This is a genomic window from Alkalicoccus daliensis (assembly GCF_900103955.1).
Lineage (GTDB): Bacteria > Bacillota > Bacilli > Bacillales > Salisediminibacteriaceae > Alkalicoccus > Alkalicoccus daliensis.
This window is the reverse complement of sequence record NZ_FNIL01000008.1, coordinates 72,318-97,027: the sequence shown is the minus strand read 5'-3', so window position 1 is coordinate 97,027 and position 24,710 is coordinate 72,318. Positions and strand designations below refer to the sequence as shown.

Below are 24,710 nucleotides of genomic sequence, written 5' to 3'. Positions count from 1 at the left end.
GAAGAAGAGCAGGCAAGCTTATCCAATGGGTTGCTTTCGACTAATTTTAGCGAAGTTAAGTTCTGTTTTGATGATAGTTTTTTAGTTTCTCAGAATAATATAAACCATATAAACAATATAAGCGCCCGCTAAAATCAAACCTTCTGTTCTCCCTACCTGGAATTTCGTCCTTGAAAAGATAAGCAGAACTATTGTAAGGGTGAGCATAATAATTACATCAATAAACATGCTGGCATCTACTGCTAAAGGTGCCACCACCGATGCAGTACCGAGCACAAAGAAAATATTGAATATATTGCTTCCTACAATATTTCCGACAGCAATTTCACTTTCTTTTTTTATTGCAGCAGTAATCGAGGTGATCAGTTCTGGAAGCGATGTTCCCACTGCTACAATCGTTAAGCCTACAAGTGTCTCACTCATGCCAAAAGTAACAGCGATGTCCGTGGCACTGTTCACTACCAGATCTCCGCCAAAAATAATAGCAGCTAATCCCCCCAGCGTGAGCAGTATATTTTTCGTCCAGGAACTGGAGCTTTCCTGTGTTTCCGCTGCAGCAGTTGTACGGTTTTTTCTGGCAACTTCAAAAATGTAATATAGAAACACTGCGAAAAAGAGAAGAAGAATCAAGCCGTCACTGCGGGAAATAACACTTTCGTTAAGGGCGTATAATGCCTGGTCACTGATCACAATCAGCAGGGCAATCCCTGCAAGCAGTGTAAAAGGAATTTCCTTGCGGATCGTTTCACTTTCCACCCGCAGGGGAGCAATCAGTGCAGTCAGTCCGATAACGAAGGTAATATTAAATATGTTGCTGCCAACAACATTGCCGACTGCTACGCCGGCGGTACCTTCGAGTGCTGCGACAATACTTACTGTTGCCTCCGGAGAACTTGTTCCAAAAGCAACAATTGTCAAACCAATCAACAGCGGAGATACCCGCAGGGCAGTGGCTATATGAGAAGCTCCTTTTACAAACAGATCCGCTCCTTTAATTAATAAAAGGAATCCTATCACGAGAAATAAATAAGTCACATGCATTCCCTCATTTGTGAATAGTTAATATGCTGCTTCAGTAAATGTCTCAAATACTTCATTTGTTGATAAAGCAACAGCTGAAATGTTGCTTGTTTACCTCCACCACTTCGGCTGCGGGGCCGGTTCATGAATGGAAACTGTACTGCCGACTGCCGGCGTCAGGAGTTCCACTTCCTGCGCCTCCGCTGCTTTCAGCGCTCTTTCCACCGGCTCTTTCCGGCTGTGGTAAGCGAGCGTGAAGCCGCCCCAGTGTGCGAGCATCATCTTCCTGCCGTGCACATCTTTATGTCCCTGCACTGCTTCTTCCGGCCGCATATGCACCCAGTTCCATCTATCGTCGTACTGTCCGCCTTCCATCATTGTCAGATCAAAAGGTCCATATGCTGCACCAATTTTTTTAAAATGAGGTCCATACCCTCCGTCCCCACTTATGTACAGCCTGGTATTTTCGGCCAGAACTGCCCAGCCTCCCCATAGTGTATGATCCCTGTTCAGCATCCCCCGTCCGGAAAAATGGCGTGACGGCGTCAGCGCAAAGAGAATACCCTCTTCTTTAGTTTCCTCCCACCAGTTAAGCTCTGTAATTTTTTCCGCTTCCACTCCCCATCTTTTTAAATGCGCTCCTACACCAAGCGGAACAAGAAAGCGGCGAACTTTACTGTGCAGCTTTTGTATAGAAGGATAATCAAGATGGTCGTAATGATCATGCGTCAGCAGAACCACATCAATTTCCGGCATTTCTTCAATTAAATGAAGCAGACTCCCTGTATAGCGCCTGCTGCCTAAAAATGACACTGGCGAAGCGGCGGGACCAAGCATTGGATCCACGAGTATTTTAAAATCACCGATAGTTATATAAAAGGTGGAATGTCCGAACCAGGTGATACTGTTTTCTCTTTTCCAGTCTGTATATGCGAGAAGAAGATCCCCTGCAGGACTTCGCTCTTCTCTTTTTTGAAGAGAGTCTTTTAAAAAAGAATACAAATCAGCTGCATTCATTTCCATGTTTGACGTCTTTTCATTAACAAATCTGCCTTTTTGAATATTCGGCAGGCTTCGGAAAGTATTTCTTTCCTTCTTATCAGGACCTTTTCCAAAGCCGGGATGGACATTTACAAACAATGCAGCTGCGGCAGCTGCGACTGCGGATAATTTAAATATTGTTTTCAGCATAAGAGTAATCCTTTCCGATTGCTTTTTCTTTCATCTTAAGTTTGGACCAGCATCCCTGCAAGGAAAGGGTCTTTCGATTTTATGTTTTAACACTGAAAAAAGCAGAATTATGGAAGCTGCTCCGATTCATTCTGCTTTTTCGCTTTCAATATGAATAACAAAGTCTTTTAGCTGAAGCTTGAAAAATACATTATTTATTAGCATTTTCTCTTATCATCGGAACGAGCTTTCCATAGGTGCCGACCCTCCAGATCCATTCAAAAGGACCGTAATAGAATTTTTTCATCCATAATTGGCTGAAGATCATTTGGAAGACAAAGAACAGAAGCCCCAGGCTGAGAGCAAAATGATAGCCTGGATTTGTCCAAATACCGCCTTCCTGAAAAATTGTCTGTCCTCTTCCTGTAAATACTGTGGTAAACACTAGTGACTGGAGCAGGTAATTTGTAAAAGTCATTCTTCCGACAGCAGTAAAAGGAGGAAGCAGCTTTGAGGCAACTGTTCTGCTGGTGCCTGTCAGCACCACTCCTATCGCCACTCCAAGCGTTAAAACAAAAGGGAAAAAATTTTGCAGACTCTGGATAAAAAGATTATCCGGTATTAACAGCAATGCAGTTTTCCCGAGAAATCCAACTATAAAAAAGAGCAGAGAGAAGAGCCACATTTTCAGGCGGTGCTCCACAATAAAATAAATTCCTTCTTTCCGGTAAATGAAAATACCAAGCAGAAAAAATCCGAGGTGATTCAGCATGGAAGAAAATTCATTCAAGAAAAGGGTCATTCCTGCTATTGCTTTCCAGCTTTCCCACTGCGCTCCAAACACGGCTGCAGGTGTGACGGATATTCCCAGGTAATTACTATAGAAATCCTGGCCGACCGTATAAAATATCCATAAAGACATTCCAAGTACAAACAGCCATTTCCCGGACAGCTTTAATAAAGCCAGCATGATAAATCCTCCCATAGCAAACATCAGAAGGATGTCCCCCGCCCAGACAGCATACGCATGTATTGTTCCCGCAATTCCTAAAATCACGAGTCTTCTTACTAACATTGGATAAGGGTTCTTATCTTTTATTTTTGTTTTATCGTATAACAGAGCAATACTTAAACCGAACATTATTGCAAACAAAGGCCTGGCACTATCCTGCATTAAGATTTCCAGAAAACTTCTCAGCACAGGCTGCGCATCCGGGGAAACTCCGGCAAGACCGGGGATGTTCATAAGAAATATTCCTAATAAAGCAAAGCCTCTGAGCCGGTCCAATATAATTATTCGTTCTCCTTTTACAGAGTTATCTACTGAGGACATCGAAGAACCTTCTTTCATGATGAATACAATCTGCAGATGAGTTTTTTTCATGAAGCAGATTATTTCTTGGTCTATGTATCGATTTTCATCATCCCAATCAAGACAGCAAAACACGCATAATTGACTAATTCTTCCGTGCCGGCGGTCTTCAAAATATTCTTTAGGATACTCCATAAAAACGAAGCAGTATCAGGAAATGAGTGATTTTCCCTTCTATTCCCGCTTCTCTTATGCAATACACCCGCACTTATTGATAATAATATGTTACGGATAAAATTGCTTCTTTCGATAAGTAATACTTAATAAGTAAAAAGTACTTTCCTCTTAAGTGCTGCAGTTTGTTATTTAATTAATCAGGGAAAACTGAATCACATACGTATTTCTATCTATAAGAGTTCAGCAAATGTATTTTGCTTTCGATACAATCTCCACGAAAGGAGCATAAAATATGTGCAGCATGTATATAAACCATGGAAATTATGCACTTCCCCCTAAGAAATTTATTGTCTCCATTCCTATTCTTTTTATAATGTTGATCGGTTGTGCCCCGGAGGATAATGCGGAAAATTCTCCTGCTGAAAATCAAAATAACCCAGAGGAAAATACAGAAAATCAACAAGAGGAAGTAAATAATAATATTTCTCAAAATGAAGAAGAAAATAATAAGATGAACAGCACCGAAGAGGAAGAAGAGCAAACTGCTTCTTACGGCGTCAGCGCAGGACACCCTGATGCCGTGGACGCCGGAATGGAAGTGCTGGAAGCAGGAGGCAGCGCTGTAGACGCAGCAATTGCAGCTGCTTATGCCGTATCCGTGGTAGAACCGTTCGCTTCCGGGATCGGCGGCGGTGGTGTGACGCTTGTACATGAACAGGGAGAAGCACCCGAGGCTTATGATTACCGGGAAGTCGTCCCGCAGGAAGGAATCCCTGCCTCCAACATCGGCGTACCGGGGTTTGTTGCCGGTACGATGGAGCTGCACGAGGATTATGGTACTGCTGCATGGGAGACGTTACTTGATCCTGCCATTACGCTTGCAGAAAGCGCTGAAGTTTCTTCTCTGCTCGCGCAGCAGCTGCAATCCGGGCAAACCAGGCTTCCTGTTGAACAGCTGGACCATTTTTATCCGGAAAGAACACCTTTAGAGGCAGGTGCAGCTTTGGAACAGCAAGCGCTGGCGGAAGTACTGACAGAAATCCGGGACACAAATGGAGCATCTTTTTATGAAGGAGAGGCGGCAGAAACACTCGCTGCAGCAGTTGAAGGAATCGATACAGCCTCGTTAGAAAGTTTTGAGGTGGGACGGCATGACCCTGCTGCCGGATCGTTTTTAGATTATGAGATCATTGCAGCACCTCCGCCGCTTCCTGGAATCAGCGTCATACAGATGCTCCAGATGCTTGAAGACAGAGAAATAATGGATATGGAACGAAACAGTACAGAGTTCATACACAATACAGCAATGTCTTGGAGAATTGCACGCGAATTTATTGAAACTGATCTGGGAGACCCCGCTTTTACAGAGGTGCCCGTTGCGGAATTAACAGATCCGGAACGAAACGCAGCGATTGGAGAGCAAATCTCGACTGATTCGCTGCTGCAGGCAGAAGAGGGAACCCCTTACGGCGGCTTTGACCCGAACACTACACACATCACTGTGGTGGATGACGAAGGGACGGTGGTCTCTATGACGAATACCCTGACTAACTTCTGGGGCTCGGGAGAATATACAGACGGTTTCTTTCTTAATAACCAAATGGCCAGATTCAGCATCGGCAACGGAGGAAATAACGAACCGGAACCCGGAAGACGCTCTGTGACCTGGTCCTCGCCGATGATCGTAGCGGATGATGAAGGACCTGTGCTGGGCATCGGCAGTCCAGGGGGAGAAAGAATTCCGATTATGCTTACCCAGGTAATTGCAGACTGGGCAGGCAGCGGAACAGACCTGGAAACAGCAGTGCAGGAACTTCGCTTTCAGCTGGAAGACGATACGCTCATAATGGAGGAGCCTCCCGGGCCTGAACAGGCGGATGAATTATTATCCATTGGCTACAGCGAAATTCTGGATCCGCCGACACCGCTGTATTTTGGTTCCATGCAGGTATTGGAATTTGACCGGGAATCCGGGGAGATCATTGGCACAGCCGACCCTCGCCGGGAAGGTGCCTGGCGCGTAGAAGAAAGAGAGTAAATACCAGTTATAGTTTTACAATGGCGCCGTGCTCATGAGAAAGAGGAGATATAAAAATCATATCTCCTCTTTTCGTATGATCTTTTTCAATGAAAAATGACATTCTCGGCTTGCTACAACTTCGGTCCTGCTTCTTTTATTTCCGGCAGCTGATGCGTGAAGCGGTCGAAATTTGCAGTGAATCTTTGCGCTAATTCCTTCGCTTTTTTGTCATAGGCAGCCCCGTCTTCCCAGGCATCACGCGGATGCAATATTTCCGTCGGGACCTCCGCTATTTCATCCGGTACATAAAGACCAAACACCGGCTCCTGCTTGTAAGAAGTGTTTTCAAGTTCTCCCTTTACAGCGGCTTTGACCATTGTTCTCGTATAGGCCAGCTTAATTCGTTCGCCCACCCCGTATGGGCCCCCGGACCAGCCTGTATTCACCAGATATACACGCACCTCATGCTGATCAATTTTCTTCCCAAGCATCTCTGCATATACGCTTGGTTTGAGCGGCAGAAACGGTTCTCCGAAGCAGGCAGAAAAGGTCGCTTCCGGACTTGAGACTCCGCGTTCGGTGCCGGCAAGCTTGGAAGTATAGCCGGAAAGAAAATGATACATCGCCTGTTCTTTCGTCAGCTTTGAAATCGGCGGCAGCACCCCAAATGCATCTGCAGTGAGAAAAATAATTACGTTCGGATGCCCGCCCATGCTTGGGGTCACTGCTCCTGTAATTTTTTCTATAGAATACGCCGCCCGTGTGTTTTCAGTATGTTTATTGTCATTGAAATCCAGCGTGCGGGTCTCTTTTTCCATTGCTACATTTTCCAAGACAGAGCCATATTGAATTGCTTTCCATATCTGCGGTTCTTTTTCCGGGGAAAGCCCGATACATTTTGCATAGCAGCCGCCTTCAAAGTTAAAAACGCCATTGTCGGACCATCCGTGCTCATCATCTCCAATGAGATTTCTTTCCGGATCTGCAGAGAGTGTTGTTTTTCCCGTACCTGACAGTCCGAAAAACAGCGCTGTATCTTCCGCACTCTTTCCACTGTTTGCTGAACAGTGCATCGGCAGGACATTTTCAGGCGGCAGTAAAAAGTTAAGCACACTGAACACGGATTTTTTCATTTCTCCTGCGTACGCTGTGCCGCCAATCAGCACTGTTTTTTTCTCGAAAGAAATAGCAATGAACGTTTCTGAGTGCAGCTGGTCTTCTTCAGGATCGGCTTTCAGTCCCGGCAGACAGATAACGGTAAAGCCAGGCTCCTGACGGTCTGCTTCTCCATCGATAAACAGTTGTTTTACAAAAAGATTGTGCCATGCCAGTTCGTTGACCACCCGGATGGAGAGCTGGTGCGCTGGATCTGCACCTGCTGCTCCTTCAAACATAAATAATTCTCGTTCTGCCATATAATCAAGTGCTTTCTGATACAAAGATGCAAACGTTTCAGGCCGCATCTGCTGGTTCACCTTCCCCCACTTCACTTTCTCCTTTGTGAAAGAATCCGCTACGATATATTTATCCTGCGGGGATCTGCCCGTAAACTCCCCGGTAAAAGCATCCAGTGCACCTGATTCGGTGAGCACAGCTTCTTTACGGGTAATCGCCTGTTCCATTAGTTCAGGCACGGATAAATTTTTATGCATCTTTTTTGCAGTAAATGTTTTTTCCTTATTCATTACAGTCATTTCTCTCATTCCTTTCCTCGTCACCAAGTTTTTCTGCAGCTGCAAGTTATCTTAAATAAACAAAGGGATGAGCAACCCGGCTATTAACAGGATTAAGGCACCGCCTAATCGTGAAGAAATCTGTGCAAAAGGCATCAGTTCCATTCGTTTCGCTGCAGAAAGCACAGCCACATCTCCTGTACCGCCCATGTTTGCCATACAGAGTCCGGCAGTAATTCCTGTTTCAATTGGGTAAAAACCGACCAGCCTTCCTAACAGTGCAGCTCCAAGTACCGCCCCTAATACAACACCCAGGACTGTAAGTACATATTGGAACGTCAGCGCTGCAAGTACAGCTTCCAAATCGGTATAAGCAATACCAATTCCGAACAGTAAAGCAAATGTCCAGTTTTTCGCTACAAACTGATACCACTGGCTTGCTCCATCCACCACAGGGGATGGAATAATATTTGCAATCTTTGAAAGAGCCACCAGAATAATCATGATTGCATATGCATGAATTGGAATAATCCCGCTCAAGAGTGTTCCGATTGTAAAGAATGCAACGGCTGCGAGCAGTCCCACGCCCATTTTTTCAATATCATATTTAAATTCCGGCTTTTCATAGTTATATCCTTTGATTAACTGGCCGTTTCCTGTAAGTGAAGGATACGCTTTGCCGACTTTATTCAGCATGCTCGCAATCACAATCGCGAATACGTTCCCAAGTGCAAGCGCTGGCACAAGGATAGAAATATAATAGCTTGGATCATTTCCTAGCAGTTCTGAGTAAACCTGGCTCATCGGCACTGCTCCCGCTCCCATGCCACCGCCGAGAATCGGCATCGCAATAACCAGTACGGCTTCCTGAAGCGTGAAACCAACGAGAGAGCCAATGATAGCAGTCAGTACAACCGCTCCAAGAATAGCCCCGCCGATCGGAAGAAAGTAGCGAAGGCCCACTTTCTTTAAAATTTTAGAATTCATGCCTAGAATACTGCCCGTGATTAACGCTGCAATATAAAAGTTCAGAAATCCGCCTGTCGTCATAAAGTCTTCTACCCCGACGATAACAGATTCCGGAAGAAAGCCCCCATATACCATGTAAGCGGCTCCAAATATTGCCAAAATAGCGCCCCCGCCGAGGTAGGTTTTAATAATAGGCAGTCTGTCCCCAATCCATCCGAACAGCTCTCCGAGAATAATCATGACGAGCAGGCTTCCTATCATTCCTCCAGGCAGGTTTCCTGTGTACATGCTAATCAATGTTACTGCGGTGAATATTCCGAACCAGAGGACCGGCATATTAAAAATCTTCATTGGCTCTTTCTCGTGAAGAGGTTCCACCTTATGCAGCTGTTCTTGCGGTTCACTGTCTACCTTCTTTTTCGCTAATTCTGACATGCTGGTTCCTCCTCGTTATCTGTTATATTTATGACACTGAAATGATTCCTTTTTTCTCTTGATTCGCTGCATTTCTTACCGCTTTTGCCACGAGCATTGCGACTCTTTCATCGAGTGCATCTGGAATAATGTAGGCAGGGCGGAGGTCCGTTGCGGGAATTGTATTGGCTATCGCCATCGCTGCTGCCACCTTCATATTCACTGTTATATTTTTTGCCTTTGCATCAAGTGCGCCGCGGAATATGCCTGGAAACGCAAGCAGATTATTTACTTGATTCGGATAATCCGACCTTCCTGTTCCGACTACTGCCGCTCCTGCTTCCAGTGCTTCCTCCGGATAAATTTCCGGGATCGGGTTTGCCATCGCAAATACGATGGGATCTTTTTTCATCGCTTTAATGTGCTCCTGTTTCATTACTCCCGGGGCTGATACTCCTACAAAAACATCTGCCTCCTGAATGGCATCATGGAGGGTGCCTGTAATTCGTTTTTTATTTGTTTCTTCTGCGATTTTCACCTGCGCTGTGTTCAGCCACTTCTCTCCTTGGCTGACCACGCCTTCCAGACTGACGAGAGTAATATCTTTAAAACCTGCATGCAGCAGAAGCTTCGCAATGGAAATGCCGGCTGCTCCGGCGCCGTTAATGACTATTTTTATATTTTTATGCGTTTTGCCGACTACTTTCAGCGCGTTATATAATCCTGCGAGAACAACAATAGCTGTTCCGTGCTGATCATCGTGAAAAACTGGAATGTCGAGCTCTTTAATCAACCGCTCTTCTATTTCAAAGCAGCGTGGTGCAGAAATGTCTTCTAAATTAATTCCGCTGAAGCTTGGCTGCAGTGCTTTGATAATGCTTACAATTTCATCCGTGTTTTTTGTGTCGAGGCTGAGCGGCACTGCATCAATATCTGCGAACTTTTTAAAGAGAAGGCTTTTCCCTTCCATCACCGGTATCGCTGCTTTCGGACCGATATCTCCCAGGCCAAGCACTGCTGTGCCGTCTGTCACCACGGCCACCATATTTCCTCTGGCAGTCAGCGTATCCGCTTTCTCCGGCTGCTCCACGATTTCCCGGCAGACATCTCCTACGCCCGGCGTGTACGCGAGACTCAGCCCTTTTGCGTCGTCGATCTTGATTTTGCTCGTGATTTCAATTTTTCCTGCGTGATATCGGTGAAGCTCTACAGCTTCTTCCCGCAAATTTTGTCTACTCATGATCTGCCTCCTCTATTTGTAACCGTTTCCAATATAAGATTCAGCTTAGTGCATCTTTTCCACTGGAGAAAGGTTATAAAATTAATGAATTCTTTTTGTAATTAAAAAAAGCACAGGAGCATTTCCCGGGCAGGAACAAAAGTTCTTTATTTGCATTTTCATTCAATAGACCGGGCATGAAAATTCAATATGGCTTTTGGGCATGGATAAGGTCCTCGTATTCTGTCATTAGCAGCCGTTATCTATACACGATGACGTATTATCTGCTTTTAGCAGGGGATATTCTGTTATTAATGTGTGTATCTGTTACTAAAAAGAAGGAATCTGATTTTAAGTACGCTATTTCCCCGTTTATCTGTCATTAGTAGATGTGAATCTGTTATTAGCAAATAAGTACCTCACCCCGCCCTCTCCTCTTCATTCCTCCTGCCTCCACAGATACCTCGGCGTTCGTCCACAAAAAAGCAGATGATTATTTCCCAGGCAATAAAAAATAACCCAACACAAAGTGTTGAGTCATTTCAGATAGGCATCTACATTTTTGCTGTTTCCTTTGTATTTGTAATGAGAGACTGGCCTGCCGATCCCGTAGGTTAATGTTTCTTCCAGCACTTCGATTTCCTCGAGGAAGAAAAGGTACTTCCTTACTGACACTCTGGAAATGCCTGTGGACCTGGCAATTTCGTCCGTAGTAAACGATTTTTCTTTCGGGAGCTTTTCCATAATCGCAGCCAGGGTGCTTTTTGTTAATCCTTTTGCTAGCACCTTCTGCTCCAGCAATTTCTCCTGCTTTGCCCTTAATAATTTTTGATCCAGCTCTTTTTGATTCAGGCTCTCACGTCCGTGCATCAGTTCAAATTTTTCTTTATAAAGCAGGAGTGCCTGCTTGAACCGGTCAAATTCAAAAGGCTTAATTAAATAATCGATCGCCCCGTAATGGAGAGCCGTCTGTATATTTTCCGTATCATCTGCGGCGGTAATCAAAATCACGTCAATCGGCAGTGCTTTTTCCCGGATCGCGGAGAGCATTTCCAGTCCGGTCTGCCCCGGCATATATACGTCCAGCAGCATCAGGTGAATCTCATTTCCCTTTTCTTTCAGCCACTGTGTAGCTTCTTCCGCAGATCCGGCGATACCGAGCAGTTCATAACCTTCAATCATATGGAGGTATCGTTTATTAAATTCCGCCACCATGGGGTCATCTTCTACAATCAGCACTTTAATCGTCATCTTCCTCCTCCTTCCCCTTTGTGATATGCTCCACTTCCACCTTAAATATGGTACCTTCTTCATTTGAATCAACCTCAAAGGTTCCATTTAGTTTTTCCATACTTTGCTTCATTAAATAAAGGCCGAATCCTCTGTTGGTCCCTTTCGTAGAGAAGCCTTTCTCAAAAATCTGCTTCACATTTTCCCGGCTGATTCCGGGACCGTTATCCGCAACTGTAATCTGCAGTTTATCTTCTTTTTCTATAATCTCCAGCGAAATTTCTTTTTCCAGCGTATTGGCAAGTGATTCAATCGCATTATCTACGAGATTTCCAATGATCGTAATCAGTTCTTTACTAATGCCTACGTCCAGCTCCCGGCTGATTTTCGTTTCAGGGGATATGATAAATGTGACATTTCTTTCTCTGGCGTAACTCATCTTTCCCATGAAAAAACCTGCCAGAACTGGATCTTTTACTCTTTTGGTAACTATGTCAGCATCCTGCTTTTTCAAATCAATTATTTTCCGGATGAATTCTATCAGCTCGTCATATGCTTCCATCTGTACCATACCAAGAATAACATGCAGCCTGTTCATAAATTCATGGGTTTGTGCACGGAGCGCCTCAATATAGGTTTTCACCCCTGTTAACTGCTGGGCCAGCTGGTTTACTTCCGTTTTGTCGCGGAAAGTGGCAATGGCACCAACTACTTCCCCGTTCACAATAATCGGCTCACGATTCGTTAAGATCGCTATTCCATTTAACGTCTGTTCTTCATCCCGTTCAGCATCCTCTGTTTCCATGACCCGGTCCAGCTTTGTATTCGGCATAAAATCTGTAATCTTCATGCCGATTGGCTGCTCAGGAAGTCCAGCCTGCCGAAATAATTGAAGCGCCGATTGATTGACTAACGTAATTTTTTGCTGCTCATCGACCGCCACAATTCCCTCATGCACTGACTGCAGCATCGCACTCCGTTCCTCCAGCAGCTTGGAAATTTCATAAGGCTCCAGGCCGAATAAAATTCTCTTAATATATCCTGCGAGTAAAAGTGCTCCCAGAATACCTACAATAATTCCTACCAGACTCCCGTTAACGATGTTCCAGTGATTTTCCTGGAGGGCGAGATCAACATTTTCCAGAGAAATCCCCACAACAACAGCTCCAAGCTGGTTGCCAAAGTCATCATAAATCGGTGTAAAAGCCCTTAAAGATTCTCCAAGCGTCCCTTCAGAGATCGATACATACTCTTCCCCTTCCAGCACTTCTTCTTCATCTCCTCCCGCAAAAGGTAGACCGATTCTTTCCGGGGTGGGATGCGTATAGCGGATCGCTTCCATATCCATGACCACGACAAACAGCAGTTCCGTAATTGACTGCACTTCATTGGTATAGGCCTGGATTTCTTCTGTAGGTTCCCCTGCGGCCAGACTTTCTGCCACGATGGATGATTCCGCTACTGTCCGGGAAACAAGCAGTGCCTTTTCTTCCTCACTCTCCTGGATCCGTTCACTTGTAGAGGTGGATATCAAAATATCTGTCACCAGTAAAGACACCAATACAACTATGCAGACGAACAGTGTGATAATAGTACTCAATCCGAATTTCCGCTTCAAGATTATCCCCCCCGTTCTCTCTAGAAGGATTATAGCAAAATTCAATTGGATATGTAGGTAGAATTTCACTTTGAACTTCGGCTGCTTTGCGAAAATATATATTGCAGCTAAGGTGGTTTAGACGCCTGCGGAAAAAGAAAGCGTGAAGATCATCCCGGACGAAAGGAAGGGATAGCTGAAGGTTTTCTCCGCGGCAAGCAAAGAAAAAAGAGCCTTAGGCGTACCTTTCTTATATCAACACTATCCTTTAACAGAGACACTCATGCAAAATTTTTGCACCATGAAGTATGAAAGTTAATACTGCTGTGTAACGAAGGAGAGGACGCACGAGCGCAGTTGGAGAATCCATGTTGGCGGACGTTCTTTCCGTCAAAATTAGTCGAGAACAAGCCCTTGGGTAAGCCTCTCCGAAAGTGAAGCAGCAGTATTACTTCTTTTTAGCGGAACTTTTATTTTCAAGGTAGCCTAATTTAAATAAAAAAACTGCCGGCAGGTCTTTTTCGCAAAGACTTACCGGCAGTTTTCTAATAATTTATTTTTTGAAAGAGATTAAAACCAGTTCAGCGGTGCTGGCTTCAGGTTGTGAAAAATATGCTTTGTTTCTGTATATTCTTCAATCCCGAGCTTTCCAAGCTCACGGCCGATACCCGACTGCTTGTAGCCGCCCCACGGTGCGTGCGGGAAGTACAGATTGAATTCATTGATCCATACCGTACCCATGCGCATTTTCTTTACGCAGCGCTCTGCTTTGGCAATGTCGTTCGTCCAGACGCCGCCGGCGAGGCCGTAGATCGAGTCGTTGGAAAGTTTCACAGCTTCCTCTTCTGTCTGGAATTTCTCCACGGTAATCACAGGACCGAATGCTTCATCCTGCACGACGTTCATGTCTGTAGTGCAATCTGTAAAAATCGTCGGCAGATAGAAAAAGCCTTTTTGGAGTTCCGGATCTTCCGGACGGCTGCCGCCGACAGCAAGTGTGGCACCTTCTTTGATTCCAGCTTCTACATACGCTTCCACTTTCGCAAGGTGTTCTGCGGAAATCAGCGGCCCCATCTGCGTATCTTCTTCAAACCCGCTGCCGAGCTTGAATTTTTTCACGCGTGCCACCAGCGCGTCTACAAATTTATCATGAATGCTTTCTTCTACAATCAGTCTTGTGCCGGCGGAGCAGATCTGCCCTGCGTGGAAGAACACTCCGTTTAATGCCTGGTCTACAGCGATATCGAAATCGGCATCCGCAAAGATGATGTTCGGGTTTTTCCCGCCGAGCTCCAATGCCAGCTTCTTTACATTTACGCTTGCTGCCTGCATGATTTTCTTTCCGGTCACAATCCCGCCGGTGAAAGAAATAAGATCCACGTCCAGGCTGCTTGATAATTCTGCACCAACTGTGTGCCCTGCGCCGAGTACAAGGTTGGCAACCCCTGCAGGGACGCCCGCTTCTTCCATCAGCTGAAATACTTTTACCGTCGTAAGCGGCGTAATTTCACTTGGCTTCATAACTAATGTATTGCCTGTTGCAAGTGCCGGCGCAAGCTTCCAGGAAGCCTGTAGCAGCGGATAATTCCAAGGTGTGATCTGCGCACAGACACCGACTGGTTCGTGAACGACTTTGCTGATTGCATTCGGTACGGGAGCATCAATGATTTCTCCCCCGTTTTTATCTGCGATTTCTGCATAATAGCGGAATACTCCAGCAATGTCGTCCATGTCGCCGCGGCTTTCTTCAACAGTCTTTCCTGTATCGAGTGATTCCAGTTCCGCAAGTTCTTCCCTGTCTCTTTCTATTAATTCCGCAATCTTTCTTACGATTGCTCCCCGCTCCGTTGCCGGTGTGTCCGCCCAGTCTCCCTGGTCAAATGCTTCTCTTGCCGCAGCGATTGCTGCTTTCGTATCTGCTTCGTCCCCTTCAGGAGCCTTAGCAATTACTTCCTGATTATATGGATTAATAATATCTCGTGTATTTCCTGATATAGCGTCTACCCATTCTCCATTAATATACTGCTGTGGTTTTAAATTCAAATTTGTCAACTCCAGTAATAAGATAAATTAAGTTTGTTAAAAATATATTTAACGTTTAAAATAGCTTAACACGTCTTTTTCCTGCTGTCAAAGTCTCATCCACAAAAAAAATCAGAAAGAATTTAAAACAGGATTAAGCCTTACTATTACTGAATAATTTGTTTAATTCATCTGCCTGAATTGTGCTTTTGCCATTGACATTTGTTTTGAATTCGGTAACATAAAGTTTGTAAAGAAAATTAAATAATATTTTAACACGCTTTACTTTAGGTCAAAGGAGCGACTATATGAATGAATCTACCGAAGCTTCCAGAGCGAAAATCGAGGATGCCAAAGATAAAGTAATTGGAGCAATTGCAGAGACGATGGATATTTACGGTGTCACACCGGCTGCTGCAAATTTATATGCCACCATGTACTTTAAAGATCAGATGACACTTGATGAGATGCGCACGGAGCTTGAAATGAGCAAACCAAGTATGAGTACCAGTGTCCGTAAGCTGCAGGAAAATGAAATGGTCAAAAAAACATTTACCCGCGGCTCCCGGAAGCATACTTATGCAGCGGAGAAGAACTTCTTCCGCTCCTTCATGGCATTCTACTGCCACATGTGGGAACGGGAAGTGAAAATGAACATGGAAGCAATTGAAGAAGCGCAGACGGATTTAATCGATGCGATTAAAGATTCTGCCAGCACACCGGAGATTGTTGCCGAAGCAAAAAAGTATTATGACCAGCTGGAAGATTCCAAGACGTATTACCGCTGGCTCGACAGCTTAGTTGGAAGTATTCGCAGCGGTGAAATTTTTGAGTTTTTACCGAAAGATGCGAAGTAATAATTTACGGACAGTGTAATGAAAGAATGTTTCCTCTATCTCTTCCTTGCGAAGAGATAGGTTAACTATAGATTTTTTGTTAAATTTTTATTTAACATATTTAATATTGTTAATGTTCCATCCAAAAATTCTGGGGAGAGTGGTTAACTTGATGAAGAAAAAAGGACTAAGTGTAATCGTTTCACTAATTGCAGCGGGCACACTGGCTGCATGCGGAAATTCGAATGAGAATGCAAATGAAGAACAGGCTGATGCAGAATCAAACAACAGCCAGAATGAAGCAGAAGTGAATGAGAGCGAAGAGAACGAAAACGCAGCAGAAGATGAAAATAACAATAATGAAGAAGCAGCGGGAAATGGAGAAGAATTAACGTTTTCTCAAATTAACTGGGCGGAAAATATCGCCGTGACAAACATGTGGAAAGTGATTCTGGAAGATGAAGGCTATGACGTGAACCTGAACCTACTGGAAATGGGCTTTACTATGGAAGCTCTGGCAAACGGTGAACTGGATGCCAATCTGGAAATCTGGCTGCCGGTACAGGATGCCAACTATCTGGAGCAGTATCAGGATTCTGTGAACTTTTCAGAAGAAACATGGTTTGATAACGCAAAAGTAGGACTCGTTGTTCCTGAATATGTAGAAGAAGTAAACAGTGTAGAGGATCTTAATGAACATAGAGATATGTTTGACGGTGAAATCGTCGGTTTTGATCCAGGTGCAGGAACGATGGAAGTGACAGAAGATTTAATTGAGGAATACGAGCTTGATTTCGTACTCCAGCCAAGTTCTGAACCTGCAATGATCGATGAAATCGGCAATGCGATTCGTAATGAAGAAGCTATTGTGGCACCTCTTTGGAGCCCACATTCGGTTTTCTCAAACTATGACCTGAAGTTCCTGGAGGATCCGGAAAATGTGTATGGCGGCGTGGAAAAGATTCACCATGCAACCCGTCACGGGTTTGAGGAAGACTTCCCGGAAGTAAGTGAATGGTTAAAGAACTGGAAGATGGAAGATGAGGAAATTGGAGAACTGATCGACTATGTTGAGAGCGCGGATGAGCATATTGAAGGCGCAAGAGAATGGATCGATGAGAACCAGGATCTCGTGGATGAGTGGATGAATAGATAGTAAAAATAAAAAAAGCTGGTTTCCCTTCGGGGGACCAGCTTTTTTTGTGAAGAGCAGGATTTTTAATGGCCGAATGATAAAAAGGGATTTAATCCCAATAAAAGAAATTTATGATACAATAAGACAAACAAACATTTGTATCTTAAGAGGTGACAGTAATGAAACCTGCATTACCAGTGTGTGAAGCCTGCGGTGTAAAATTGAATTGGAAAGAGGCATTAAAAGCTCAGCGATTTTTGTATGAATATACTTACTGCCCATACTGTAAGGAAAAACAGTTCATCGCAACAGATAAAATAGTAATGTTCCTCATACCCATCATTTCTGTATTGCCCCTGACATTGAATCTTTTCATTGATTTAACAATCTTTGCTTTTCTTTCTATGTCCTTAGGGTTGTTGACAATTTTCTTGTCAGCTAGTCCTTTTATTTACAAATTGAAATCCAAGGATCCCCGGCTCCCCATCAGAAGCTAATAAGCACGGTACTCCCATTACTGAAGTGTTTTCAATATGTATTTGGGTATGTCCTGCAATGGGCAGAGTATAGTTTTAAATCGAGGTGATTAAGTTGTTAAGTCATGTTAAGTTCTTCTTATTTATGGCAGCTGGACTTTTATTATGGAAGGTGTTCTCCCCTTCTAACCTTTCAATGATGCAGATAATAGGCACCGCTTTTTTTGCAACTATTTTCAGATGGATATTTGATCATACTTGGAAAAGGAAACCAGATAGCACTGAATCATCTTGAAATCTGCTCATCATCAATCGAGGCCTGTAATTGGATAAGGGAACAGCTTTATCAATGGAAAGTAAATGCTTGCGTGTTTTATTAACTTTATCAATGCCAAAGAAGTCCTCTTTCAAAATGCTTTGAAAGAGGACTTCTTTGTTTTAGTTATATTAAGAAGTTACAGTCCCTGCATCTGCAGGATGCACGCCGTGACGGTAGAAGTCTGCGTTGATTGGGTCAAGCGGCTTGCGTCCCAGAATAAGGTCCGCTGCCTTCTCAGCAAGCATCAGTACCGGTGCGTGGATGTTTCCGTTTGTTACATAAGGCATCACAGAAGCGTCGACAACGCGGACGTTTTCCAATCCGTGTACTTTCATCGTCTTCGGATCTACCACTGCCATCGGGTCAGATGCTGGTCCCATTTTCGCTGTACAGCTTGGGTGCAGTGCAGTTTCTGCATCTTTTGCTACCCAGTCAAGAATTTCTTCATCTGTCTGCACAGACGGTCCTGGAGATATTTCTCCTGAGTTATAAGGAGCCATCGCCGGCTGGGACATAATCTCCCGTGAAATTCTTACTGCTTCGATCCACTCGCGACGGTCCTGCTCTGTGGAAAGATAGTTGTAAACCATGCTTGGATGCTCCTTTGGATTCTTAGAGCGGATCTTCAGAGAGCCCCGTGCATCAGAATACATTGGTCCAACGTGTACCTGGAAACCGTGCTTTTCTTCTGCTTTCTGTCCGTCATAACGCACTGCCAGAGGGAGAAAGTGGAACATCAGGTTCGGGTAATCCACTGTTTCATTAGAGCGCACGAAACCGCCGCCTTCAAAGTGGTTTGTTGCGGCCGGGCCTTTACGTCCGAGCAGCCACTGCAGCCCGATCCAAGGCATTTTTAATTTGTTCAGGTTCGGCTGCATAGACACCGGCTGCGGGCAGGAATACTGAATATAAGCTTCCAGATGGTCCTGCAGATTTTCCCCTACGCCCGGTAGATCTACGACCGGCTCTATTCCAAGAGAGCGCAAATGTTTTGCATCTCCTACGCCTGACAGCTGAAGCAGCTGCGGTGAATTGATCGCACCGCCGGAAAGCACTACTTCCCCCGCAATTACTTTATGGACTTTTCCGTTATGCTTATAAGTTACGCCGCTTGCACGCGTTCCGTCGAAGTCAATGCTTGATACAAATGCACGCGTCTGGACAGTAAGGTTTCTCCGCTTCATGACCGGGTGTAAAAATGCACGTGATGCAGACAGACGTCTTCCTTTATATACGTGCTTGTCAAATGGGCCAAATCCTTCCTGACGGAAACCATTCACGTCCGGAGTACGGTTGTATCCGGCTTCCACGGCAGATTCAAAGAATGCCTGGAATAAAGGATTAGTTGCGGGACCGCGCTCTAATTTCAGCGGGCCGTCCTGGCCGCGGAATTCGTGATCGTCTTTAGATGCAAGCGCAGTTTCCAGGCGCTTGAAATACGGAAGGCAGTGCGCGTAGTTCCACTCGTCCATGCCTTCATCCGCACCCCATCGTTCATAATCCAGTGGATTTCCCCGCTGATAAATCATGCCGTTGATAGAGCTTGAACCGCCGAGCACTTTTCCTCGCGCATGCTTGATTCGCCGGCCGCCCATGTGCGGTTCCGGGTCTGATAGGTATTTCCAGTCATACAGGCTTTTTCCTGCCGGGAACGGAAGTGCCGCCGGCATTTGAATTAACAGATCCCATGCATAGTCGCTGCGCCCTGCTTCCAGTACAAGTACTGTGTTTTCTTTATCTGCACTTAAACGGTTTGCCAGCACAGAGCCGGCGCTTCCGCCACCAATAATTACGTAATCATATGTTTGTGTCATATTAAAATCCTCCTAGTAGATTAAAAATTCATCATTGTGATCGAATGAAAAATATCTTTATTTGTAGTTCTGTTCGATCAGAAGATAGTTCTTTTAATAAATGAAGTACCCTGGCAGATAGCCTGTATTATTCCACATATTTTATGGCCTGCTGCTGATTCATGTGCTCCTTTATTAAAAGTGTTAAATTTTTATTTAACGTATTTAATATTTTAAATTTAACACAATGCGTTTTTTTTGTAAACCTGTGTGGAGGTAGTTTTAATGGTTTTTTTCGTGAATGATATGTAAAAAAGGGAGTTGAAATAAAATAAAGCTGATCTTTCCGCCGGTTCACAGACGAAAAGATCAGCTCTTCTAACTTTAAGATATTCGTTCATACATTTTTATCCATTCCTTCACCGTAACTCTGGAGACAAGGTCGCCGAGCAGTTCATAAGGAATTTTATCTGGATTGGTAAAGCGGATGCAGCTTTTACCCATGTTTAATTTTGTACTCATATGCCTTGAGTATTCCCCCTGAAACCACTGAAGTAATTCCTGATCCGCATAAATTCCCATATGATAGACAGCGATGTGATTTTTCTGCGCCGCAACACTGATAAAAGGAAGCGGCGTATTTTTTCCTGCATGATATCCCGACGGATACACAGTGAAAGGAACGACGAAAGAGGGCATCCTGTACTGCATCTGCAGTACAAATCCTTCGGGAATATTCTGTTCAATAACTTGTAAAAGTTTCTGAAAAGAGGGTTTCCACTTTTCATCTATGCTGTTTAGATAAGGATTTATTTCATTCATATGCTGCCCCCTGGGTGCCTTAATTCCTGTGTCAGAAAATTCGGCTGTTATAATACTTTTTTAAAAGCGTATTAAATACTAACACCTAATTCAGTACAAACTTCGTTTCACTGTGTCCTTCTTTTGATTTTTTTACTTCGAGCGTTGCCGGAATGACCTGCTTCATTTCCTGTACGTGGGAGATGACGCCGATCATTCTGCCGGACTGCTGCAGGTCGACGAGCGTATCAATCGCTTTCTGCAGGGATTCTTCGTCGAGAGAGCCGAAACCTTCATCGATAAACATCGTTTCGATGGAGATTCCTCCCTCGTAGGACTGAATGATATCTGCCATGCCGAGCGCGAGACACAAGGAGGCATTGAATTTTTCTCCGCCGGATAATGTCTTCACGTCGCGCATCTGTCCGGTGTAGTTATCGAGCACATCAAGTCCGAGTCCGCTCTGCCTGCCCCGCTTCTCCAGCCGGGCGCTCCGCATCAGGTAGTACTGTCCGTTCGAAAGACGCTTCAGCCGTTCGTTTGCGGCGTGGATAATCTGCTCCAGAAATTCAATCTGCAGATAGCGTTCGAAACTGATTTTTTTCGTGTTTTCCCCGCGTACAACGTCATACAAATCTTTCACCAGCTGAAATTCCTGCTCCACATCTGCCAGCGCCATTTCCGCAGCGGCGATTTTTTCTTTTCCCTGCTCCGCGGTTTCCAGAGAAGCTGCTGCCTTTTGAAACGCTGTGCGTGCTTCTTCCATTTCCTGCTGGAGCGCGTGTAGTGTTTCCTGCAGGCTGTGTACATCGACCCGCTCTTTGTCTTTTAATTCTTCCTGCAGGTCTTTTACCTGCACCGAAACGGTATGCACTGCGGTATGATACTTTTCTATTTCCTGCTGCAGCGCCTCGCGGACATCTGCCGGAAGCTTTGCTTTCTTATATGCGTCTTCTGAAGCAAAACCGGCTTTCTCCAGTGCATTTTCATACTCCTGCTGCACTTTTTCTTTCTTTGCTTCCGTATCCTGTACTTGTTGCTCTGCATGCTTTAAGTCGGACTGCGCCGTAAGCAGCTGCTCCTGCGCCTGCTGGCGGACCTTTTGTGCTTCTTCCCACTGTGTTTCAAGCCGCTGCTTCTTCTCTTTTGTTTCCTGCATTTTTGTTTTCAGCTGCTCCAGCGCACGCAGCTCTTCCGGAATTGCAGTCAGGCTTTGTTCATATAAAGACGTTTCCGTTTTATAATCGGAACGCAGTTCGGTCAGGCGCTCCACTGTTTTTGTTTGTTCCTCTGTTTTTGCTTCGAGCGCTTTTTCCGTATTTTGCAGGGTTTCCCTGAGCTGATCCACGGATTCCTGATCTTTTTTCAGCTGGGTAATTTCTTCTCCCAGCTTCTTTCCCTGCTGCGCAATTGTCTGGAAATCGTCTTTTGCCTTCTCCGGGGCATAGCCTGCGTCAATCACTTCCTGCTTTTTTTCGTTCAGCTGATCCGCTGCTGCATTTAATTTTGCCTGCGCCTGCGTATAGTCCATTTCTTTTTGCTTTTTCTGGCGGCGTTTTTCGTCCAGCTCGTCTTTTGTTGGAATGTCCTCTGTTAAAACCGCTTTGTTTGGATGCGCTTCGCTTCCGCAGACGGGACACGGCTTCCCGTCATGCAGATGATCCGCTGCAAGAATGCTTGCCTGTCCATTGAGCCAGCGTTCCTCCAGCTGTGTAAATGCCGCTTCTTCTTTATCATGAACTGCTTTGAACCCGGAAGCTTCTGCCTCTGCTTCCTCTTTAGCTTTCTGTCTTTTTAAATAATCTCTTAAAATAAGTGCGTCCGCTCGCAGATCTCCCTGCTTTTCCGTCAATGCCGGCAGAGATCGAATGCTTTCTTCCAACGGCTTCAGCTTTTCTGTAAGTTTTGTTCTTTCCTCTTTAGCCCGCTGGACTTCCTGCTCTCCTGCTGCGGCTTTTTTAGAAAAGGTATCTACTTCTGTTTCCAGCTGGCGAATTTTCTTTTTTCTGCCTTCCAGCTCTTCCACTGCAGGGAGTATTGTCTCCAGGCGGTCGAGTTCCCTTGTCGCTGCTTCCCGATGCGCTCCATTTTTTTCTTCCTGTTCGAAAACTGCCTGCGCTTCCTGCTGTTTTCTCTGTGAGTCGCTGCACTTCTTCTCGGCCGTATCCCGCTGCTTTTTTTTGCTGCGGTATTCTTCCTGGATTTCTACTGCCTGCTTTTCGTAAACCTCGAGCTGTGCTGCTTTTTCGGCAAGCTTCTGCTGCTGCTCTTTTTCTTTGAACTGTTCTTTTTGTGCTTCGAGCTGCTGTTTTTCGCGGACTTTTTCATTCAGCAGATCGATCCGTTTATTCATTTCCTGCGCGCGGAGCATCTGCGCTTCGCACTTCTTGGCGCTGTCTTCCTTCTCCTGAAATACTTCGAGCTTTTCTTTCTTACTCTGCTCGTAGAAAGAAATTTCTTTCTCCAATCCATCGATAATCTGATGGGTATTATAGTGCTCCTGTGCGAGGACGAGGAAAAATGCAGATTCTTCTCTTTGCGGCAGGGAAGCTTTGAGATTTTCAATATGTATATCTCTCGTCTGCTTCTGCCCTTCAAACTGCTTCTGCACATCTTTCCGTTTCTCATTCAGATGCTCGACAACTTTATTGTAAAAGCTCGTTTTGAAAATTTTCCGCAGAATTTCTTCCTTGTTTTCCGTCTCCGACGTCAGGAGCTTCCGGAATTCTCCCTGCGGCAGCATGACAATCTGGCTGAACTGATCCTTCGTCAGGCCGATGATCGACTGAATTTTTTCATTCACCTGCGAAACGATAAAGCGGTCGGTCAGCGGCACTTCTTTTCCATCTGTGATTTCATAAAATTCATATTTTTCCCCGGTGCCGCTTTTGTTTCCTTCCTTTACGTGCGGAAGCTGGCGGAACACGCGGTAAATGCGGGATTTCAGTTCAAATTCAAATTCCACTGACGTATGGAGATCATCGTCTGCAAAGTGGCTGCGCATGGAACGGATGTCGCTGCGGTCTTCCCCGCTTGCGTCCCCGTAAAGCGCAAAGCAGATCGCGTCGAAAATAGACGTTTTCCCTGCCCCGGTTTTCCCGGAAATTACAAACAGTTTGTGCTCCTGCAAGTCCTTAAAATCGATGACTTCCTGCTTTTTATAAGGACCGAAGGCGGTCATTTTTATTTTTAATGGCTTCATTTGCGTTCCCCTTCTTTCGCAGCAAGCGACTGCAGTGCTTCCTGGAACAACTGCTCCGTTGCTTCTGTCGCTTCCGATCCTCTTACTTCCTGATAAAACGATTGGAACAATGTGAAGTCGTCCATTTTCGTGCGGTCTTTCGGCGTTCCTGACGCATCTGTTAATGACAGTGCAGGAAACTCTCTTTCTACATGCATCGCATTCGGATAAACGGAACGGATCTTTTCCATCGCAGAAAGCACGACCGTTTCGTCGAGCAGTTTTACAAACACGTAGTCCTCACAGATATCGTGCTGGAGGATGTCTGCGATGCAGCCTTCGACTGCATACATATCCCGTCTTGGCTCGAGCAGCTTTTTTTCCACTGCCACCGCTCCGTTTTCGTTTATTTCCACGACCAGGTATCCTTTTTTATGATGCTGCTCGGATAAAGAGTATTTCAGCGGAGAACCGGAATACTGCATTTTAGGATTACCCACATGATGTGCCTGATGCAGATGGCCGAGTGCCACGTAGTCAAATCCGTCCAAATACTTTGCGCTCGCATGATCTGCTCCACCGATGGAAAGCTGCCGTTCGGAGGTGCTGGTGTTTTCCTTTTCTTCTCCGTGGGAGGTCAGAAATGCGTGACCGACGAATACATTACGGACGTCGGGATTTTTCTTTTCTTCGATATTTGCGGCAATCGCCTTTAACGCATCATCGTGGGTTTTGATCGTTTCATCTTCCAGCGCAATGCGTACCTGGCTCGGGTCGGTGTAAGGAATTAAATAAAAGTGCACCTCGCCGTAATCGTCATGTAAAACAACAGGCTGGCACGGGATGTCCAGTTCTCCGGTAATATAAAAGCCGGACTGCCGCATCATTTCCCGACCGAAATGCAGCCGGCTCGGACTGTCATGGTTCCCAGCAATCGCTAGCAGCGGTGTTTTCAAATCGATTGCGATCGTTTCCAAGGTACGGTTCAGCAGCTGTACGGCATCTGTCGGAGGAATCGCACGGTCATATAAATCCCCGGCAACAATTACCGCATCCGGCTTTTCCGTTTTCACCGCTTCCATAAACTGCTCCAGAATGAATTCCTGGTCTTCGGTCATATAAACTCCCTGGACGAGCTTTCCTAAATGCCAGTCCGCGGTATGGAAAAATTTCATCAGTGACGCCCCTTTAACAAGATATATTTAAGTAACCCCTGCAAAGTTCCTTTAGGAAATTTCAGAGAATGTATGTTCTGTTAGGATAACTATACCAAATCGGGAGGTGTTTTTGTATGATTCGTTGATTCTCGTTACTCAAAAAGAGAGTGCTTCTAACGTCTGTTCACT

Annotated in this window: 17 protein-coding genes; 4 read left to right on the top strand and 13 right to left on the bottom strand. The window is 45.1% G+C overall.

Annotated elements, in window-relative coordinates; translation table 11 throughout:
• Window positions 1–81 precede the first annotated feature (81 nt).
• From BLP92_RS12590 to BLP92_RS12580, 3 genes are all read right to left on the bottom strand, one after another.
• The gene (locus BLP92_RS12590) at window positions 82–1,035 is read right to left on the bottom strand and encodes a calcium/sodium antiporter (RefSeq protein ID WP_090843310.1); all 954 of its coding nucleotides are present in this window, start codon (window positions 1,033–1,035) and stop codon (window positions 82–84) included.
• A 96-nt stretch (window positions 1,036–1,131) separates the two neighbouring features.
• Window positions 1,132–2,211, bottom strand: coding sequence for an MBL fold metallo-hydrolase (locus tag BLP92_RS12585; protein ID WP_090843309.1), 1,080 nt, complete (start codon window positions 2,209–2,211; stop codon window positions 1,132–1,134).
• A 190-nt stretch (window positions 2,212–2,401) separates the two neighbouring features.
• On the bottom strand, window positions 2,402–3,574 hold the full coding sequence (locus tag BLP92_RS12580; RefSeq protein WP_210184567.1) for a DUF418 domain-containing protein: 1,173 nt from the start codon (window positions 3,572–3,574) through the stop codon (window positions 2,402–2,404).
• Between the two features lie 397 nt (window positions 3,575–3,971).
• On the opposite strand from BLP92_RS12580, the gene BLP92_RS12575 reads away from it, so the two are divergent.
• Window positions 3,972–5,717 (top strand): gamma-glutamyltransferase, encoded by a 1,746-nt coding sequence (locus tag BLP92_RS12575; RefSeq protein WP_090843307.1) that lies wholly within the window; start codon window positions 3,972–3,974, stop codon window positions 5,715–5,717.
• A gap of 113 nt (window positions 5,718–5,830) precedes the next feature.
• Here BLP92_RS12575 and pckA read toward each other — a convergent pair whose 3' ends face one another.
• The 6 genes from pckA to betB form a co-directional block, all read right to left on the bottom strand.
• Complete coding sequence (pckA, locus tag BLP92_RS12570; protein WP_090843306.1) at window positions 5,831–7,402, bottom strand: phosphoenolpyruvate carboxykinase (ATP); 1,572 nt, start codon at window positions 7,400–7,402, stop codon at window positions 5,831–5,833.
• Window positions 7,403–7,444: 42 nt separating this feature from the next.
• Window positions 7,445–8,776 (bottom strand): 2-hydroxycarboxylate transporter family protein, encoded by a 1,332-nt coding sequence (locus BLP92_RS12565; protein ID WP_090843305.1) that lies wholly within the window; start codon window positions 8,774–8,776, stop codon window positions 7,445–7,447.
• A 28-nt stretch (window positions 8,777–8,804) separates the two neighbouring features.
• Window positions 8,805–9,995, bottom strand: a complete 1,191-nt coding sequence (locus BLP92_RS12560; RefSeq protein WP_090843304.1) for an NAD(P)-dependent malic enzyme — start codon at window positions 9,993–9,995, stop codon at window positions 8,805–8,807.
• Between the two features lie 516 nt (window positions 9,996–10,511).
• Entirely contained in the window at window positions 10,512–11,225 is a 714-nt protein-coding gene (locus BLP92_RS12555) for a response regulator (protein WP_090843303.1), read from the bottom strand.
• Window positions 11,215–12,822, bottom strand: coding sequence for a DcuS/MalK family sensor histidine kinase (dcuS, locus tag BLP92_RS12550; protein ID WP_342028392.1), 1,608 nt, complete (start codon window positions 12,820–12,822; stop codon window positions 11,215–11,217). Before dcuS ends, BLP92_RS12555 begins: the two co-directional genes overlap by 11 nt.
• A gap of 549 nt (window positions 12,823–13,371) precedes the next feature.
• A complete protein-coding gene (gene betB / locus BLP92_RS12545) occupies window positions 13,372–14,844 on the bottom strand; it encodes a betaine-aldehyde dehydrogenase (RefSeq protein WP_090843302.1) in 1,473 nt (490 codons plus the stop codon).
• A gap of 287 nt (window positions 14,845–15,131) precedes the next feature.
• Between betB and cudC the strand changes: the two genes are divergently transcribed.
• From cudC to BLP92_RS12530, 3 genes are all read left to right on the top strand, one after another.
• Entirely contained in the window at window positions 15,132–15,680 is a 549-nt protein-coding gene (gene cudC / locus BLP92_RS12540; protein ID WP_090843301.1) for a choline uptake/conversion transcriptional regulator CudC, read from the top strand.
• 151 nt (window positions 15,681–15,831) lie between these two features.
• Window positions 15,832–16,815 (top strand): glycine betaine ABC transporter substrate-binding protein, encoded by a 984-nt coding sequence (locus BLP92_RS12535; protein WP_090843366.1) that lies wholly within the window; start codon window positions 15,832–15,834, stop codon window positions 16,813–16,815.
• Window positions 16,816–16,973: 158 nt separating this feature from the next.
• Window positions 16,974–17,291 (top strand): TIGR04104 family putative zinc finger protein, encoded by a 318-nt coding sequence (locus BLP92_RS12530; protein WP_090843300.1) that lies wholly within the window; start codon window positions 16,974–16,976, stop codon window positions 17,289–17,291.
• 426 nt (window positions 17,292–17,717) lie between these two features.
• Here the strand turns inward: BLP92_RS12530 and betA are convergent, their stop codons facing one another.
• The 4 genes from betA to BLP92_RS12510 form a co-directional block, all read right to left on the bottom strand.
• Window positions 17,718–19,403 (bottom strand): choline dehydrogenase, encoded by a 1,686-nt coding sequence (gene betA, locus BLP92_RS12525; RefSeq protein WP_090843299.1) that lies wholly within the window; start codon window positions 19,401–19,403, stop codon window positions 17,718–17,720.
• A gap of 363 nt (window positions 19,404–19,766) precedes the next feature.
• A complete protein-coding gene (locus BLP92_RS12520; RefSeq protein ID WP_090843298.1) occupies window positions 19,767–20,204 on the bottom strand; it encodes a DUF1801 domain-containing protein in 438 nt (145 codons plus the stop codon).
• 85 nt (window positions 20,205–20,289) lie between these two features.
• Window positions 20,290–23,385: an AAA family ATPase gene (locus tag BLP92_RS12515; RefSeq protein WP_090843297.1), complete on the bottom strand. Its 3,096-nt coding sequence runs from the start codon at window positions 23,383–23,385 to the stop codon at window positions 20,290–20,292.
• Window positions 23,382–24,539, bottom strand: coding sequence for an exonuclease SbcCD subunit D (locus BLP92_RS12510; RefSeq protein WP_090843296.1), 1,158 nt, complete (start codon window positions 24,537–24,539; stop codon window positions 23,382–23,384). Before BLP92_RS12510 ends, BLP92_RS12515 begins: the two co-directional genes overlap by 4 nt.
• Window positions 24,540–24,710 lie beyond the last annotated feature (171 nt).

Excerpts from the sequence above, each read along its gene's own strand:
- BLP92_RS12585 (WP_090843309.1), bottom strand. The coding sequence starts at position 2,211 with ATGCTGAAAACAATATTTAAATTATCCGCAGTCGCAGCTGCCGCAGCT.
- BLP92_RS12580 (WP_210184567.1), bottom strand. The coding sequence starts at position 3,574 with ATGAAAAAAACTCATCTGCAGATTGTATTCATCATGAAAGAAGGTTCT.
- BLP92_RS12575 (WP_090843307.1), top strand. The coding sequence starts at position 3,972 with ATGTGCAGCATGTATATAAACCATGGAAATTATGCACTTCCCCCTAAG.
- pckA (WP_090843306.1), bottom strand. The coding sequence starts at position 7,402 with ATGAGAGAAATGACTGTAATGAATAAGGAAAAAACATTTACTGCAAAA.
- BLP92_RS12565 (WP_090843305.1), bottom strand. The coding sequence starts at position 8,776 with ATGTCAGAATTAGCGAAAAAGAAGGTAGACAGTGAACCGCAAGAACAG.
- BLP92_RS12560 (WP_090843304.1), bottom strand. The coding sequence starts at position 9,995 with ATGAGTAGACAAAATTTGCGGGAAGAAGCTGTAGAGCTTCACCGATAT.
- BLP92_RS12555 (WP_090843303.1), bottom strand. The coding sequence starts at position 11,225 with ATGACGATTAAAGTGCTGATTGTAGAAGATGACCCCATGGTGGCGGAA.
- cudC (WP_090843301.1), top strand. The coding sequence starts at position 15,132 with ATGAATGAATCTACCGAAGCTTCCAGAGCGAAAATCGAGGATGCCAAA.
- BLP92_RS12535 (WP_090843366.1), top strand. The coding sequence starts at position 15,832 with ATGAAGAAAAAAGGACTAAGTGTAATCGTTTCACTAATTGCAGCGGGC.
- BLP92_RS12530 (WP_090843300.1), top strand. The coding sequence starts at position 16,974 with ATGAAACCTGCATTACCAGTGTGTGAAGCCTGCGGTGTAAAATTGAAT.
- betA (WP_090843299.1), bottom strand. The coding sequence starts at position 19,403 with ATGACACAAACATATGATTACGTAATTATTGGTGGCGGAAGCGCCGGC.
- BLP92_RS12520 (WP_090843298.1), bottom strand. The coding sequence starts at position 20,204 with ATGAATGAAATAAATCCTTATCTAAACAGCATAGATGAAAAGTGGAAA.
- BLP92_RS12515 (WP_090843297.1), bottom strand. The coding sequence starts at position 23,385 with ATGAAGCCATTAAAAATAAAAATGACCGCCTTCGGTCCTTATAAAAAG.
- BLP92_RS12510 (WP_090843296.1), bottom strand. The coding sequence starts at position 24,539 with ATGAAATTTTTCCATACCGCGGACTGGCATTTAGGAAAGCTCGTCCAG.